This window comes from Thermogemmatispora onikobensis, assembly GCF_001748285.1.
Taxonomy (GTDB): Bacteria; Chloroflexota; Ktedonobacteria; order Ktedonobacterales; family Ktedonobacteraceae; genus Thermogemmatispora; species Thermogemmatispora onikobensis.
In genome coordinates this window covers 12,807-29,071 of sequence record NZ_BDGT01000039.1, presented here as the reverse complement: position 1 = coordinate 29,071, position 16,265 = coordinate 12,807, and the positions used below count along the sequence as shown (strand labels likewise).

Annotated in this window: 14 protein-coding genes; 12 read left to right on the top strand and 2 right to left on the bottom strand. The window is 61.1% G+C overall.

Annotated elements, in window-relative coordinates; all coding sequences use genetic code 11:
• Nucleotides 1–14: 14 nt before the first annotated feature.
• Nucleotides 15–902 carry a class I SAM-dependent methyltransferase gene (locus BGC09_RS16255; protein ID WP_084659005.1) on the bottom strand — a complete coding sequence of 296 codons (888 nt, stop codon included), beginning with the start codon at nt 900–902 and terminating at the stop codon, nt 15–17.
• Between the two features lie 375 nt (nt 903–1,277).
• Between BGC09_RS16255 and BGC09_RS16250 the strand changes: the two genes are divergently transcribed.
• The gene (locus BGC09_RS16250) at nt 1,278–2,234 is read left to right on the top strand and encodes a hypothetical protein (RefSeq protein ID WP_141727822.1); all 957 of its coding nucleotides are present in this window, start codon (nt 1,278–1,280) and stop codon (nt 2,232–2,234) included.
• A 169-nt stretch (nt 2,235–2,403) separates the two neighbouring features.
• The gene (locus tag BGC09_RS16245; RefSeq protein WP_176728951.1) at nt 2,404–2,706 is read left to right on the top strand and encodes a heavy-metal-associated domain-containing protein; all 303 of its coding nucleotides are present in this window, start codon (nt 2,404–2,406) and stop codon (nt 2,704–2,706) included.
• Between the two features lie 140 nt (nt 2,707–2,846).
• Here BGC09_RS16245 and BGC09_RS16240 read toward each other — a convergent pair whose 3' ends face one another.
• Complete coding sequence (locus BGC09_RS16240; RefSeq protein WP_069805256.1) at nt 2,847–3,425, bottom strand: hypothetical protein; 579 nt, start codon at nt 3,423–3,425, stop codon at nt 2,847–2,849.
• A gap of 1,064 nt (nt 3,426–4,489) precedes the next feature.
• On the opposite strand from BGC09_RS16240, the gene BGC09_RS22610 reads away from it, so the two are divergent.
• The 10 genes from BGC09_RS22610 to BGC09_RS16190 all read left to right on the top strand — a co-directional run bounded on the left by BGC09_RS22610 (nt 4,490) and on the right by BGC09_RS16190 (nt 16,141).
• Nucleotides 4,490–4,705, top strand: a complete 216-nt coding sequence (locus BGC09_RS22610) for a hypothetical protein (RefSeq protein WP_141727821.1) — start codon at nt 4,490–4,492, stop codon at nt 4,703–4,705.
• 82 nt (nt 4,706–4,787) lie between these two features.
• Nucleotides 4,788–5,087 carry a hypothetical protein gene (locus tag BGC09_RS16230; RefSeq protein WP_069805253.1) on the top strand — a complete coding sequence of 100 codons (300 nt, stop codon included), beginning with the start codon at nt 4,788–4,790 and terminating at the stop codon, nt 5,085–5,087.
• Between the two features lie 54 nt (nt 5,088–5,141).
• Nucleotides 5,142–6,089, top strand: a complete 948-nt coding sequence (locus tag BGC09_RS16225) for a hypothetical protein (protein WP_069805251.1) — start codon at nt 5,142–5,144, stop codon at nt 6,087–6,089.
• A 385-nt stretch (nt 6,090–6,474) separates the two neighbouring features.
• A complete protein-coding gene (locus tag BGC09_RS16220; protein ID WP_069805249.1) occupies nt 6,475–7,281 on the top strand; it encodes a hypothetical protein in 807 nt (268 codons plus the stop codon).
• 752 nt (nt 7,282–8,033) lie between these two features.
• Entirely contained in the window at nt 8,034–9,353 is a 1,320-nt protein-coding gene (locus BGC09_RS16215) for an outer membrane protein assembly factor BamB family protein (protein ID WP_069805247.1), read from the top strand.
• A 160-nt stretch (nt 9,354–9,513) separates the two neighbouring features.
• A complete protein-coding gene (locus BGC09_RS16210) occupies nt 9,514–10,842 on the top strand; it encodes an outer membrane protein assembly factor BamB family protein (protein ID WP_069805245.1) in 1,329 nt (442 codons plus the stop codon).
• A gap of 177 nt (nt 10,843–11,019) precedes the next feature.
• Entirely contained in the window at nt 11,020–12,342 is a 1,323-nt protein-coding gene (locus BGC09_RS16205) for an outer membrane protein assembly factor BamB family protein (protein WP_069805243.1), read from the top strand.
• A 306-nt stretch (nt 12,343–12,648) separates the two neighbouring features.
• Nucleotides 12,649–14,892: a tetratricopeptide repeat protein gene (locus tag BGC09_RS16200; protein ID WP_069805241.1), complete on the top strand. Its 2,244-nt coding sequence runs from the start codon at nt 12,649–12,651 to the stop codon at nt 14,890–14,892.
• 80 nt (nt 14,893–14,972) lie between these two features.
• Nucleotides 14,973–15,632 (top strand): hypothetical protein, encoded by a 660-nt coding sequence (locus BGC09_RS16195; RefSeq protein WP_069805239.1) that lies wholly within the window; start codon nt 14,973–14,975, stop codon nt 15,630–15,632.
• Nucleotides 15,633–15,718: 86 nt separating this feature from the next.
• Entirely contained in the window at nt 15,719–16,141 is a 423-nt protein-coding gene (locus BGC09_RS16190) for a hypothetical protein (RefSeq protein WP_069805237.1), read from the top strand.
• The last annotated feature ends 124 nt before the right edge of the window (nt 16,142–16,265 follow it).

Below are 16,265 nucleotides of genomic sequence, written 5' to 3'. Positions count from 1 at the left end.
CGACCCGACCGTTCTTACTGGGGGCGCTGGCCGTAGATCACATAGAAATTGCAGTAGGTACGGTACTCTTCGCACTCGTGCAGCCAGGCAGTGGCGAGCTGCTGGTACTCCTCGATGCTGGCGCCTGTTGTGGCTGCCACCAGGGGGGCGATCGTCTGGTTGCCAGCGGCGAAGTCCGTGCGTGCCATATTGCCCAGGCGACCGCCCCAGTCACCGATAGGAATCGAGATGACCTGAGCCGTTACGTGGAGCAGTCCAGCCTCGTGCAGCATTGGCTCCAGGCGGGGGGCCATCTTCAGATCAATACCACGGCTCTGGCAGGCTGCCACGATGAGCTGCAGCATGCGCGTCGTGGCCGGGCCGCTGCGCTGGAAGAGCGGATCAACCTCGACCAGCTCCAGCCAGCCACCGGGACGTGTCACGCGCACCAGGTCCTGGATCACCAGCGGCCAGCGATCCGCTGGCAGGGCGAAGACGAGGAGGCGCTGATGGACAAAATCGAAGCTGCCAGCGGAGAAAGGAAGGCCATCGAGCAGGTTGCCCTGGCGGAAGGTACAGTTCGGCGGGAATGAAGGTGAGGCGGTCGGCAGGTTGAGGTCGAGGCCGATCAGATGGGCTTCGGGAAAGAACTGAGCCATCTCTGCCAGCCAGCGCCCGGTGCCGCAGCCAACATCGAGGATGCGCTTCGGCTCTACGATGGGCGCCAGATAATTGCTGCGCAGGGCGTAGCGCAGCATGTAGTGCTGGAAATCCAGGCGGTTGACCTCACGGTCATCCTTGGGTAGCATGTAAGGGATAGGGACGTTCTCTTCAGTGAGGCTGGTGGGTCGGTTGGCGTAATCGTAGACCTTGGTGGTGGATGGGCGAGATTGCGCAGATTTGCGTCGGAACCACCTCAGCATGTCCTACCTCTGTTTCCTCTTCACAAATGAGTCAGGGTTTCTCAGACGAGCAGGTGATTGGGATGGCTGTCTCACATGAGCCATTCGCGTATCACTCTCCTACGGGTAGAATTATATGGACATATAAGTCAGCTGTCAAAAGAGGCTGGCCAGCGATAGGAGCGCAACATAGGAGGGGCCAGGCAACCAGAAAGAAGAAGACCAGTGAGTCATGTTGACAGTATATGTGCAAGCCTGCTACACTGCACAGACAGAAAGCGAGTCGGAAGCCCAGGAACGCTAAGGCCGGACCGGATGCCGAGCGAGTATAGCGCAGCTGCTGCTCTTCGGCGTGAACCCTTTGTCTGGCGCTCTGTTCAGAAGAAAGGTTTGCCCATGCTCGGTAGACCCCGAGGGCCGTTGCAGTCAGCCCTCGCTCGTACTCGTAATCTGTCGCGGCCACTTATGATCACGCTCTTTCTGACGATGACGATCGTCGTCGTCTTTGCGATCCTGCTGCCTGAGAGCGCTGAGCGTCAGGCTTTCGGCATAGCTATCTTCCTCCTGATAGCTCTGGTGATCAGCCTGAACCTGGAGCGGCCCGGGCTTTCAATCGCGCCGGGCGGCTATCTGGTCTCCATGCTCATCTATCTGGCCTTCACCGGCGTAGCGTTTCTGACAATGCTGGCCGGGTACAGTCTTCTTCTCCTCGTTACTCCCTGGCTCGTGGTGCTGCTCTCGTTCCTCTTCGCTCGGGGGAGGCAGTTGCGTTTCTGGTGGCGTCTGCTGTCAGGAGGCGGATGCGTGCTCTTCCTGATGCTGCTGGCGCTGGCGGAGCTGCGCGGCCTCTGGTGGCAGCCGCTGCTGCTTGCCCTGGTCTGCTGCCTGCCGGTGTTGATCGGCGTGAACTGGCACTACCGCAGTAACTGGCGCCAGGGCGTGGCCATCTCCTGCGTGCTGATCGTGCTGACTGGGCTGCTCTCCTGTGGTCTGATGGCGATCGGCCTGGCCCAAAGTAGCCGGCTGGAGCGTGGAATGATGACGGCCTTTGTGGGTATCTTGAGCACATCCCAGGCCAGTCTTGTCCATACGCTCAGAGGGCGCCTACTCGTCTGGTCCTGCGTCCTCCTCCTCTTGCTGGGCGTTTCCTACCCCTGGGTGGCGCATACCCCTCTCAACAATGGGCTGGCTCTGGCGAGCGCCGCTCTGCTCGTTGGGGCCTTGCTAGGTAGCTGGCGACTGGAGATCTCGCGGCTGCCCTTTGCTGTCCCCATCCCGATCCCCATTGATGCAGATGACGAGCTGCCGGACGGACCCTTTGAGGAAGAGAGCGACGAGTCGGACGATAGTTGAGCTGAGCTGGCCGCGATCTCCTCGGGAAAAGACCTGAGAGAAAAATACGGGAGAGGCCTCATGACAGCCAGAAAGGCCCTCCTGTATAGTCAAGGCGGTGGCCAGACAGGACCAGTCAGGCCCTCGTGTGGCTACCAGTAGTTCTCTTCGTGGTGGGATGGTGACAGAAATGAAGCGTGAGAAGATGGTGGACGCGCCCGGCCAGAAGCTGGCGACGGTGGTGCTGCACATTCCCAGTCTGCGCTGTGGAGGCTGCCTCAAGCGCGTCGCGGATGCCCTCGGGACTCTCCCCGGCCTGGAGATCGTCGCCACTGCCTTGCCGACCAGGACGGTGACCCTGCGCTACGCGCGTGAGGAGCTGGGGCTGGAGCGGATCGCTGAGGCGGTGCGGGCCTGTGGCCATGTACCGGGCGAGCTGAGGGAGGCTGACGGCGCCGCAGGAGAGCAGCGCGCGACCGGGCTGAGTGGCTAGGTGCTGAAGAGGAAGAGGCGACAGTCCAGACAATCCCGACGGCCCAGACGGTCCACGCCGGCTGTCGCCTCTTTCGCTTGCATGTGGGAGGCTGCCCGGCCCAATCCGGCCTGGGCTGGGCTGGGCTGGGCTGGGCTGGCTCAGCGCAGTGGCGACTGCCAGATGAAGGAGCTGCGCGGGGCCAGGGGACCATTGTAAGACCAGGCTGGCGGTGGGTATGCCGGTCCAGGCTCGGCGGCGCGCAGCCGGCGGGCCGTTGTGGGATCGAATTCTACGCGCAGCAGCGGTGTGGTTCCTTCCTGCCGGTAGACCAGCGGCACGGCGTAGACAGCCCGTCGGGTTGGCTGGGAGGCTGCTCCTTCCGCCTCAGCGGGGAGGGCCTCCAGATATTGCTCGACCTCCTCTAGCAGCTTGAGTACGGTGGCCGGGTTGGCGGAGGTCTCGCACAAAATCACCTCCTGCCAGGAGGTCGGCTCGGCCTCGCGCTGGGGCAGCGCCAGACAGAGCAGGAGCAGCTCATGGCCGTGGAAGGAGATTTTCTCAAAGTGGCCCTCGACCAGCTGGTAGAGACTCAGGCGCCAGCCTGGCCAACGGCTGGCTCCGGGACACTCGCAGGGGTTGCAGTCGCAAGGATTGCAGGAACAGCTACAAGCGCGGGCGCCGGCCAGGTTGCCCTTGAGCAGATACGAGGCAGATAGGCGGGTTTGCACGGTCTGCATATGGCTCTCGAACTCCTCTCCAGAGAAAGGCAACAGACAAGACAAGGGCTACGGCGATCGATGATTGTCTGACTGTTCAGAAAGAGCGAGCGCCGGCGAAGAGAGGAGACTCACCTCGTCGCTGTCAGCTGGAGCTGAGGGCCAGGGTGGGGTGCGTATGCCCTCATCAAGCTGACGCCGGATCGCTCTGCGCATGGGTGGACTCTTCGCCCTTCTCACCTCCTTACGCATCACCAAAACAACCAAGCGATAATAAGTTCCTCTATAAAGAGTATACGCTATAGATGCGCAGGAAATCCACCCGTATCTTTCCTAAGCTCCTACCTGGCGAGCACCCTAGGGAGAAGAGCGGAAGGGAGTTTGAGCGTTACGTCGTCCCGGCTTACATTGCCTGCTTTCCTCTTCTATCCCTCTCAATTAACAGGAAAGTCGATTACACTTGACAGGCAGAGCTATTCCTGTTATACTCTCAGCCAGCAGGAGCCTTTCAAGGGAGAGCGATCATAACAGGAGGCATGGACGCAGCGCTGCACCTGTAGTAGCTTTCTCCATGCGAACTGCGTTGAGGCTGTCGGTGCCAGGCTGGACGACGTTGTTTGCAAAGGTCTTTTTATTTTCCCTGCACTTGTATAGGAATCATTCCTGAAGCCTGACCCCTCGCCCCGGTCACTCCCCCCTCTCGGATGCTCCTTCTTTCCGCGTCTCCTGCTGTGGAGAGAAGCCAACAGGAAGGAGTAATTACGGACGGCCTGTCTGCCTCTTTCAAGGAGAGAACGGTCCTGGTTGCCAGCCCGGCCCAGGTGCAGGCAGATCCTTTTCCACGCGCTGCTTTTCCCCCCCTCCTTCCCGGGACGTCGGCTTGTTTCGGCCTGCCCATGTGCTTGAGTCTGGAGCAAGGGACCAGGGGGAGACCGCCAATCCAGAGGAAGCGCCTGCTGCCTGGCAGGCGCGACAGAACGGCTACGACGGTCTCAATCGGCTGCTGTGGTGTAACAGCAGCAACACCCCCCACCGGCGCCTGGGTTGCCGACACCTACGACAGCACCGCCAATGAGAACGTAGGCGTGGGCCGCGTGACTGGCGAGCGCTTCAGCGGTCCGGCCAATCTCAGCGGCTCCTACTGCTATACCTATGATGCACGTGGGCGGCAGATTGCCGAGACCATCACTGTCACTGGCGCCAGCGAGACGGTGCAGACCAGCTACAACGGTGCCGGCTGCTCACCAGCCAGACCTACTTGTTGGACTCATACCTGGGCTTGGGGGGTCCAGTTGGCATAGAACCCGGTTCCCAGCAAGCAAGATTGGGAAGCGACTCCGGCTCGGGAGGGCTGGAGGATAGGAAAGGAGGAAACTGGTTGCGATGAACACTGAGGCTGAACGCCCCCCTGCTGAGGGGCGATTTCTGCACTATAGGGGCTGGCTGAGCCTATGCAGCGGCTTACTGGTGATGGCTGAGGCGGTGGCTGGTCTCTACCACGTCTTGTGGGGAGTGTTGGTGGGGTGGGCGCTGCAAGTGCTGCTGCTGCGGCATTGCGAGCGACTCAGCCAGGTGGAAGCGCACGAGGAGGCGGTGCAGGAGGTGTGGCGGAAGCAGCTGGATCAGCTGTTCTGGATCATGTGTACAGGGATCATCGTAGCAGTCATGTTCGCTACGAAGTAGCGGCTGCTGGCCTGGGCCAGTATAAGGAAGTCCTTGAGAGGGGGAACATCCATCATGCGGGTCTTGTCAGTGCGCGGCACTGTGTTGCTGTGGGCAGCAAGCATAGCGCTCATGGGGGTGGTCGTCTGGCAGCAGCTGTTGGCGCTCTGCTTTCTGGCGGAAGGGGTGGTGGCCCTGGGGGCATGGGGACTGGTGAGCGTGCTCTTGTGGTGGCTCCAGGAGGAGGAGCTGAGTGGGGAAGGGCTGGTGGGGCAGAGTGAGGGGGGGACAGAGGCAGAGACAGAGCGGCTCTCGGTGGTGGTCGGTCCATGCTTTGTGTGGTTACTGGGAGCGTTGCTGTGGGGCAGCTGGCTGAGGCTGATTCCTGCCGGGCCACAGCAGCCCCGTTGGCTATGGGTGGGAGAGCAGGCGCTGGCGGGAGCGTTTATGACAGGGGCGCTGGTGCTGGAGCTGCGCATGAGCTGGCTGGTGGGGCCGGAGCTGATCCGCCTGAGCCGGTGGGTGCTGCCGCGCTGGTGGCGCGGGTGGCGAGCCACAAGAAGGGGAGCCAGGGGTGTTGCCTCGCTGGTGCTCTGGCTGCTGGCGGTCGTCGTGGGGGTGGGCGGCTCGCTGTGGCTGGAGCAGGGGCTGCTCTGGCGGCTGAGCCTGAGTGTGCTGCTGGTGGGGCTGGGAGCACTGGGGTTCCGTTTGCTGGTCTGGCTTACACGTTTCGGCCTGGCACGTCGGACGCGTTTCTGGGAAGCCATGTCGCGAGTGTGGATCTGGGTGCTGGTGCTAGGAATGGGAGTACTCTTCATGCTGGCGCTGGGGATGACGGTGGGGCAGATCTGGTTCGGACTCTGGCCTGCCGGCGTGGGGCTGGCGCTGCCTGGGGGTGGCTGGTGGGTGGTGATGGAGGTGCTGCTGCTGCGGCTGGCCTTCTGGTGTCTTCTAGGCGCAAGTGGCAGATCTGGGAGCTGGTCCGGTGCAGGCGGCAGGAAGGAGAGCCCAGCTCGATGGTGAGAGAGAATAGCGCTGGGTTAAAGCATGAGGAAGCGGGCAAAGGCTATTTTCATCTGTGTGCTGCATTATCTTGTCGCCGTAGGGATGGCTGCCGTGCCGTCTGAGTGAGAGGAGAGCAGGGCGACCGAGAGAGGGATGGGCGCAGCTGGCGGGGGGAGCCAGTCCGGCGCGGGTTCTCGGTTAGGACTGACCGGGAGCGGTTGGCCGCCGGCAACAGAGCCGTGTTCTTCATCAGCCCCTTGTTGGTGGAGCTAGAGCGGCGCCCCCTGCTCCGCTGGTCGATTAGACGATGGGGCGTGAGGGGTGTGGAGAGAGCTGCTAGCTAAAGGGTCCTTGCCAGACAGTTGATGAGTACCTGTGTTTGCAAAGGAAGGAATGGTAAGAGATGCGTAAAACTATGGGCATCGCTGTGAAGGATCAGCAGTTGCTAGAGCGTCTGGAGCTGGGCAGGCCGCTGGCTGCCTTTCGGACGAGGCGGTGGTTGCGCGTGAGCTGGTGGGGACTGCTAGGAGAGGGGATTGGAGTGGTCGTCCTGGTCCTGTGGCGGAAGGGGCCAGGGGACCTCGCCTTCCTGTCAGCGCTCCTGCTCGGGTTCGGGGTGGGTTCCGCCGGGGAGCTGCTGGGCTTGCGGCGGAGGCTGGTGGTCGGTGAGGAGGGATGGGTAGAGCTGCAGGAGCTGGTGCGGAGAACCTGGGTGGTTCGCTGGGAGCAGGTGCGGGAAATCAGGCGGGAGCCGTGGGGCTGGCGAGTGGTCAAGAAAGGGAGGGGAGAGCCGGAGTGGCTGCTGCCGAGGCTCTATGAGGGGAAGGAGGAGCTAGAGCAGCTGCTGGAGGAGCGAGCGGCAGCCGTGGGGAGAACGCTGAAGGGGTGGGAGAAGGCGAGGGCAGAGAGGAGATGGAGGCAGGGGGTGCAGGCGGTGGGATGTGGGGCGGTGGTGGTCTGGGGAGGACTGGTCGTTGGGCTGGTGGCAGTCAGCCCGGAGGTGCGCCATGAGCTGCTCAGAGGGGTGCAGGAGGAGGGTCTGCGGGGGCTGGCGGGGAACCTGGTGGAATTGGGGGGGGCAGCGCTGTGGCTGATGCTGCCCATAGCGGCATTGGTATACACCATAGGCCTGCTGGTCTGGAGGGTAAGCCAGGGGCTGAGGGAGCTTGCTGAAGAAGAGGCAGCAGAGCAAGAGCAGAGAGGGGAATGAGAGCGGGCATCGATCGGGTGAGGGGGAGGGACGAAGGGTCTGAGGAAGGGCAGTTCCTGACGGCGGACACGGTACAGGGGAACGAGCAGGGGCAGGACCCGTCTGCGTCCGTGGGAGGCACATGCGGAGACGCGGACCGAGGCGACGGGACATGATGAGACGACGCTGGGAGGCATAGGAAGAGAGAGCTGGCAGAGCTGGCAATCCAGTAGATGAGCTATTTCGAGAAGAGTTGGAGGTGCCTCCTGCCCAGTTGCGCAAAGATTAGCAGAAGGGAGGGAGGCGTGAGATGGACGATGGTCTCCAGCAGAGGGCAGAAGGCAACAGATCGCTGGCGAGTTTTCTCGCTGGTAGTATTGACTATCGTAAATATATCTGCTATAGAGTAAATGGCAGAAGGAATAGAATGTTACAGATGAAAGCTGCTAATGAGGAATGTGTAGCTCCTGATGAGTCTGGTGGGCCTGCAGCGGAGGCTGCCGACTGCCTCATTGGGGGCGACCCTCTGTGCTACGGCCTGGCTGCAGACTCAGTATCAGCCCTGGTGAGCACTCGCTGGGGGGAGAGAAACTGGCTCTCTGCGGAAGCAAAGTGCTAACGCTCTCCTCTACAGCGAAGGAGCCATTCAGCCCGATGGCCGGCTGGCCACCTATCATAATGAGCAGGCTCAGAGCTTGGCAAAGCAGTCCTATCAAGAGGTCGGATGCGCTCTTCCCGGCTTTTAGGTTCGCCGGTTGTAAGGAGGGAAGGAAGTGTTTCGTCAGCTGCTCAACGGAACAAAGTGGGCAAGTCTGCGGGTGCTCAGCCTGGTCTTCCTCATAGGAACCATCTCCGCCTGTCAGCCATCGTTCCCCCAGTCGAGTGCTGTACCTCTGAGTACTGTTCCCTGTGGGGCTACAGGGGACCGAGTACTATTCAGAGGGCAGGCTCGCGCTGATGGTCAAGGGCAAGCATTGCTCTACGTAGGTGATCACGATCGCCTCTACGCGATTGATGGGCAGCGGGGGAGAGTGCTGTGGTGCCGGCGGCTGGTGTCTACGGATAGCGAGGAAGAGAGTATCACCCCCGACTTTGCGGCACTGAGGCGTAGTGGTCACAGCCTCTATAGCGGAACAGACGAGGGAAGACTGGTGGCCCTCGATGCAGACAGCGGACAGGTGCGGTGGGTGGCAGAGAATTATGACTTCTTCGGTGATGAGGATTGGGAGGCGCCAACGGTAGATGAGCAGAGACAGCTCATCTATGGAGTAGATAGTAGCATTGGCTTCTATGCCGTCGGGAGCACGGACGGGAAGATGCGCTGGCAGCAGAATCTCAGCCAGGGGCTGCCAGCGAAGTCGCAGGTACTGCCAAGGCTGCTACCGAAGGTCAGTGGAAATGTGGCAGTGGCAGCAGTATCGGTCTACACGAGAGCAGGCTCCAATACCGAGAACCTCCTCTTACTGGGGGTGGAGGCGCAAACAGGGAAGCGCTTGTGGGAGCACCTCTGGCCGTTGGGAAAAAATTTACGCCTGCAAGAGCCATTGAAGGCGGAGCAAGGAGTGATCGGCCTGCTGATCAACGGGAAGGGACTCCTGGGGATACGCGTGACCGATGGCAAGCTGCTCTGGGAGATACAGCTGCAGGGAACGTCTTACTCCAGGCTGGTTGGTGCAGCGGAAGGGGTCTTCTACCTGCAGATTGAGGCGGGAAAGAATCCGCAGCTCTGGGCGGTGAAGGCAGCGAGCGGGCGGGTACTCTGGAAGGTGACCGCTGAGGAAGGAGGGGACCTCTGGACGGTGGTGGACAGACAGACGCTCTATCTGACAGGCGAGGATGGAGGGCTGGAAGCGCTAGAGATAGGCAGCGGGCATAAGCTCTGGAGGCAGCAAATCGCCGCTAACGTCGGCCATGACTGGATGCCAATGAGTCAGCCAGTAGTCGAAGGAAATACGGTCTATGTTCTCACGAGTGGATTGGAGGCCAACGGACCCTATGTGCTGCACGCGGTGGACCGTGTGAGCGGAAAGGTAGAGTGGGAGATGACCTTTGGGGAGAGAGGCTATTGGATCGTGCCAGTGCTGGGAGCCTGAGCCAGGGAAAAGAAGGAAGCATGAATGAGCGATCTGGAGAAAAACAGCGCAGCGAACTGCACTCTGTCAAAGAGGCCCAGGTCCTCATCAACAAACTGTTGGCTCTTTCGTCGTCAGCGTCGGCGGAGGATAGTGCTGAGAAAGGAGGAGCATTGAGATCATGAAAGGGCAGTCGCCCGGGTTTGCGCGTCCCTCCTGGAAGCTGTTCTTAGGGTGTGTCTGGCTGCTGGTGGGTCTGCTGGGTTGCCAGCAGACGCCGCCAAGCGTGTCGCTGGAGACGGTGCCCTGCCCTGCGGCTCAGTCGCAGGTACAAGTCAGCAGGCTAGCTGAGCCTGCTGGTGGCGATGAGCCCGTAATGACCACTCTCTATGTAGGGCTGAGTACATGGCTCTATGCGCTGGATACCGGCAGTGGGCGCCCGCGCTGGTGCCGACTGCTGCGCTGGAAAAGCACTCCTCTCTATGCCCTCTCAGGTTTCGAGCCGATCGCGCGTGGTGGGCAGGCGCTCTACGCTAATACCGCCGATGGCTATCTGCTGGCACTGAAGGCGCAGAATGGGGAAATCCGCTGGCAAGCAGAGATGAAATTGATGGCTTTCAGCGGGGAATCCTGGATGGTGCCAGCCGTGGATGAGACGGTCGGACAGGTCTATCGGGTCGCTCTGAAGAGGGTAGAGGCGCTAGATATGAACAATGGGCGAGGGCGATGGAGCTATGCATTCCCAGGGAATGCCAGCGTTTATCTCATGCCGGTGGCGGCTGAGGGAATGGTCTATGTCGTGGGTGGTAGAGTGTCGACACCGCAGGGGGGAGGGCCGGAAGTGATAGGGCTGGATGCGCGCACAGGGCGATTGCGCTGGCAATTGGGCATCCCTGACAGGTTTCTCCCTGATCAGCAGCCACGGGCGATGCTACTGGGGAATGGAGTGCTTTGTTTGGACTACGAAGGCCAGATCCTTGGGATAAGGGCCAGCGATGGGCGACGACTGTGGCAGGTGAGCCGTGCGCAATGGCGAGATTGGGATCTGGATTACCAGCCGCTGGCAATAGGCCAGGGCTGGCTCTATGTGGTGGAGAAGGCCAGGCAGACAGGGCAGATACGGGTGAGCGCGCTGCGGCTGCTGGATGGACGGGAGGGCTGGTCGGCTGAGCTGACAGGAGGATTTGACCGTGTGGCTGCGCCGTTGCAAGGGGGAGTAGACGGGAAGATGCTCTATCTGGTTGATGGACAGGGATGGGTGACGGCGCTGGATGGGCAGAACGGGCGAATACTCTGGCAGAAGCAACTAGCAAGCCGCCGTAATGGGGGAAGCATCCCGAGCCGCCTGGTAGTGGGGGGGAGCAACGTCTATGTGTTTGTGGCACTCCCTGGCGAAGAGGAACATTTTGTCCTGCATGCCCTGGCAAAGGAGAATGGGCAGGAGGAATGGAATGTGGCGCTACCTTTGCCCGTAGGCCAGGGCTGGCCGATACCGGTCCTGGCGGGCTGAGAGCAGGAGAACGCGGGGGAGGAGAGCGTGCCTCTGGCCCCTCCCTCTTTCTGGGAACAAAAGAACATTATCGTACTCGATAGGTGCAGCGTGTAGATCTCATGACTGGAAGCTAGAGGCAAAGTTGCGTCTTCGTCTTTAGAGGGGTCAAGGTCAGAACAGACGGAGTGTGCGCTCGTGAGCAAGCGATGGCAGAAGTTTGCACGCGCCTCGTGGAAGCTGTTCTTAGGGTGTGTCTGGCTGCTGGTGAGTCTACTGGGTTGCCAGATGCCGCCGCCCGTGCAGATGGAGACGGTGCCCTGCCCGGCGGCTCAGTCGCAGGTACAAGTCAGCAGGCTCGGCCAGCCTGCTGGTGGCAACGAGCCAGCAGAGACCACTCTCTATGTAGGGCTGAATACATGGCTCTATGCGCTGGATACCGGCAGTGGGCGCCCGCGCTGGTGCCGACTGCTGCGCTCGAAAGACACTTCTTACAGCGACCTGTTAGGGTTTATGACAATAACTCGTGCCGGGCAGAATCTGTACGCCAATACCGCGGATGGCTATCTGCTGGTCCTGAACGCTCAGAATGGAACGGTTCGCTGGGGAGCGGAGGATTCAGAGTCTCTTGATGACGGCTGGGGAGTGCCAGCGGTGGACAAGGTAGCCGGGCTGGTCTATCGGAGGGATGTGAAGGCGGTAGAGGCACTGGCAGTGAACGATGGGCAGAGCCGCTGGAGCTATCAGCTCCCTCAGAAGGAGGCCAATCGGACAACGACGGGGGTCGAACTGATGCCTCTGGTGGGAGAGGGGATGGTTTATGTCGTAGGAGATGATTTACTGACAGTGCCAGAGAGATCTGCTCTGGTGGTGGCTCTGGACGCACGCACGGGGCAGCCGCGCTGGCAAAGGAGCTTTCCAGAAGGGCGCGATCAACAACCGATGGCTATGGCGCTGGGAAATGGGGTGCTTTGCCTGGATCTGTCACAGGGGGTTATCGCAATAGACGCTAACGACGGGCGACAGCTGTGGCAGGCGAGCGGATCACGATGGCGTGCTTTCGAATATCGGCTGCTTGCCGCGGGGCAGGGCTGGCTCTATGTCGCAAAGGATGTGGAGCAGGAGCAAAAGCTGCAGGTGAGCGCGCTGCGGCTGGCGGATGGAGAGGAGGGCTGGTCGATTGAACTGCCGGGCGTCTTCGGGTTCGATGTGGTGCCGGTGCAAGGGGTGGTAGACGGAAAGGTGCTCTATCTGCTGGACGGGCAAGGACAGTTGACGGCACTGGATGGGCAAAGCGGACGAGTGCTCTGGCAGAAACTGCCAGCCACCAGTGAAGAGCCAGGACCGAGCCGTCTGATAGTGGGAAAGAGCGAGATCTATCTGTTTACAACAGCATCGGGTGGAGTAGAACGATTTGTCCTGCATGCCCTGGCAAAGGAGAACGGGCAGGAGGAATGGAAGATAGTGCTACCGTTGCCCCTGAACGTGGGAGAAGACTGGGTGCCGGCGCTGACCGACTGAACAAGGCAAGGAGTCATCCAGGGGAAAGCAGAGCGCTGCCCACGACCTCCTCTCCCCTATAGATGAGCGCCAGCGACGGGAAAGGCCCACAGGCAAGTTCAGCTCCCTCCAGCTCTCTGGCTTAGCTGGATAGCTTTCAAATGACTGGGGAAGCCTGACGGACGGTCAGCAGATGCAGACACAGGCTCGCCTGACGCTAGTGACACACCGAGGACAGATCACGCCCAGACGTGGCAGCTTTTGATTATTGCATTGGTTGACTTAAATCTCAAGATCTCTTCTCTTGAGAAGAAAGGAAAAGGACGAATGAAGAATATGAAGAGTGCTGAGACGGAGGGACAGGAGGAAGAGCCGCCGAGCTGGCAGCGCTATCTGGAGCAGGGAGAACGTTGGATGAGGAAGGGCCACGACAAGGAAGCTCTGGAGGCGGCAGAGCAGGCTCTGAAGCTGAGCAACCAGAGTGAGGAAGCGGCCTGGGATCTCTGGTTGTTGAAAGGAAGAGCACTGAACGCGCTGGAGCGCTATGAAGAGGCGCTGACAATCTTTGAGAGATTGAGCCGGATGCTACCGGAGAGGATGGAGCGTCAGGCCAAATGCTCCTATTACCTTGGAGTGACTCTCAGCGGGCTGGACAACAGTGACAAGGCTGTAGCCGCCTATGATCAGGCCCTAACTCTTTATGAAGAGCTATTGCAGAGGAATCCCCGCGAGGCGGAGAGCTGGTTGAGGAAAGGGTTCGTCCTGGAGGCACTCGAACGAAGAGCTGAAGCGCTGGCAGCCTATGAGGTGGCCCTGCGGCTTGATCCCATGAATGTTGCTGCCTGGGCGGCAAAGGGCGACTGCTTGCTGCAACTGGAGCAATATAGCGAGGCGCTGGAGGCCTGCGATCAAGGCTTGCGCATCGATAAGGAAGATCTCTGGTTGTGGAAGAACCGCGGAGAGGCGCTGCTAGCTTTGAAGCGCTATGAGGAGGCGCTGGCGGCTTATGACCAGGCCCTGGATCTCTGTCCAACAGATCTCTTCTCCTGGGAAGGCAGAGGGAGGGCGCTGCATGCTTTGGAGCGCTATGAAGAGGCGCTGGCGGTCTTTGAGCACGCCCTTCAGCTGAAGTCAGGGCCATCGCTCTTCTGGAGAAAGGCCATAGCGCTGTTGGCTCTGCGGAGAGCTGAGGAAGCCCTGCAGGCGGCTGATCAAGGATTGCTCCTTGATGGTGCTGATTCCGACCTGCACCGGGCGCGCGGCTGGGCCTTGCAAGAGCTGGAACGCTACGAGGAAGCCCTGGCCGCCTATGAGCGGGCCTGCGAGCTTGAGCCGGAAAGCGCTCCCTGGCTCGAAAAAGCTCAGGTGCTCCTGAAATTGCAGCGCGCCGAGGAGGCGCTGCAGGCGGTGGACCAGGGGCTGCAGCGCGATCGTGAGGATGCTGAGTTATGGTACGTACGGGTAGCGGCTTTATGGCGCCTGGCACGTGACGAAGAGGCCCTGGCTGCCTGCGAAGAGGCCCTGGCTGTGTGCGGCGAGGCCGGGCGCCTCGATAGTGAGAAAGAGGCCAGCTTTTCTTTCTTCAAGTGTGAGTTGTTGCTCACGCTGGGGCATCCCGAGGAGGGCTTGCAGCTTGCTGCGCACGTCCGGCACCGCTGGCCGGACCTGGCTGGCTCCCACTACTATTACGGCCTGCCTCTGGAGCGGCTGCAACACTATCAGGAAGCCCTGGCGGCCTATGAGGAGGCCCTGCGTCTGAACCCGAGCTATGACCGTGTCTGGGTGCACAAGGGCTATGTCCTGCACCAACTGAAGCGCTATAGGGAAGCGCTGGTAGCCTATGAGGAGGCCCTGCGACTCAGACCAGACTATGTGGCCGCCCTCAACGGCAAAGGGACCGCTTTAGCGTCGCTGGGCCGCTATAGGGAGGCCCTGGCGGTCTTTGAGGAGGCCCTGCGACTTGACCCAGGCCATCGTTGGGCAGCTTCCAACAAGGCCGGTGTTCTGGCCAGGCTCTTGCGCTATCGCGAGGCGCTGGTCGCCTATGAGTACGCTCGCCAGCTCCAGCCCGAGAACACGAGGGTAGTCCTGCAGGAGAGCTGTGTGCTGGCAGAGCTGGGGCGCTATAGTGAGGCCCTGGGAACCCTGCTGCAGGCGCTGCGCCTCCACTGGCGGACTGCCTCCTCTCCCTCATCGCTGCTCCCACAGGAGACGGAGCAGCAGTCGATCATCCGCCAGCGGGCCGAAAAGGAGCTGGCTGCTTGCGAGCAACGGCTGCGGCGGCGCCCTGACGATCGCCAGGCCCTCTATCAGCAGGCGCTCCTCTTGAGCGGTCTGGGCCGAGGGGAGGAAGCTCTCGCCGTCTACGAGCGCCTTGCTCTGGTGATGCCCGGCGATCCCGTACCTCGCTGTTGTCAGATTCTCCTGCTGGCCCTTCTAGGCCGCCTCGACGAAGCGAGCGAGCGCTATGAAGAGCTGCAGACCTTGCGGCAGCAGCCAGCCTCTTCGGACAAGCACCTGCGTGCGCTCTTCAGACCTATGTTCTCGCGTCTGTTAGCACTGATTCGCTAGCGCGCTCCCGCTTCAAGAGCGTCAGCTTCTCACTACAGGGGAGCAAGCGAACAAACACCGTTTACATATGGGGGAACCAGATGCAAGTATCCGACGATCGCAGTGAACGGCCACTGCTCTGGGTACAGCCTGAGCGTAGCCGGAGCTACCTGGTTCTGCGCCGAGGGAGCGTCGAGCTGGCCACCTTTGAGCGGGATCGGCAGAGGCCGACGCAGATCCTGGCGACCTGCGGAAGTGAGAGCTGGCTCTTTGTGGGCCAGCGGCTCTTTGATCCTGCAGTCAAGATCTATCCTGACTCTGCCCATGGCAGGACTGCAGAAGCTCGGCCGCTGGCCTGTCTCGATGGCGCGAGCCGCTGGCCGGAGCTGCGCCTGCTGCTGGCCACTGGCCGCTGCTACTCCTGGTTCTGGCAGCGCGAGGTCCCGCTCGCCAGCTGTACCTGTCAGCCGGCTCCCTCGGCCCAGCAAGAAGCAAGACCGGCCCTCTTGCGCATACATATGGCGGCCTGGCAGCGTCCTGCTGCCCACCTGAAACACTGCCAGCTTCAGCTCTTTCCTGCCGCCGATGGCCTGCCCGAGCTGCCACTGCTGATAACGCTCAGTCCCTACATCCTCCTGCTCGGACAAGAGCAGAGTGGTCCGCCTCCCCAGCGGCGCAGCCTTCTGGTCGAAGAGGTGGCTGGCGGCATACTCGAAACGCTGGCTACCTTCCTCGGGGAGCTGCTGGCCCACTGGCACTAAAGCCGCCTCTCAGTGCGGGCCTTCGTCGGAGGATACCGGCGCCTCTCTTGCCTGCTGATCAGGTGAATGAGTGAAAGAAGATAGCAATGCTGGCCTTGTTTAAAGGGATAATGCTCTTACTGGTTCTGCTCCTGGTGGCCATCGTGATCATGTTGCCGCTGGCTTTGATTCTCTCGGCACGTTGGAACAAATGGAGAGATACACTGCAGCACGCGCGTGGGCGGCTCAAGCGTATGCTGACTGTTGGCCTCCTGGTGGCTCGGCGTCGTCATCGGCGCTCCTTTCTGCTGGCCACCAGTGGCGCCATCCTGGTGGCGCTGCTCATCATAGCCCTGGGCTGGCTAAGCTGGCAATGGAGAGCGCTTGTGGCCCCAGCGCTCTGGCTGCCGCCCTTGCTGATCCTCCTCTGGGCCGAAGCGCTCTGTCTGGGAGAAAGCTATGTTCACGACCGCCTCTGGCGCCTGAGCGACCTCTGGCTCTTCGAGAGGGAGCATACGGCGCAAGTGTAGCCGTCCCACCCAGCGCTGTGTTCGGGGACCTGGTCGTCGACGTCGCTCTGCTGACCCCGAGCAGCCGCCGGAGCCATCTCAACCTCATCCCTGATCAGCAGCCGGCTCGCTGAAGAATGAAGCT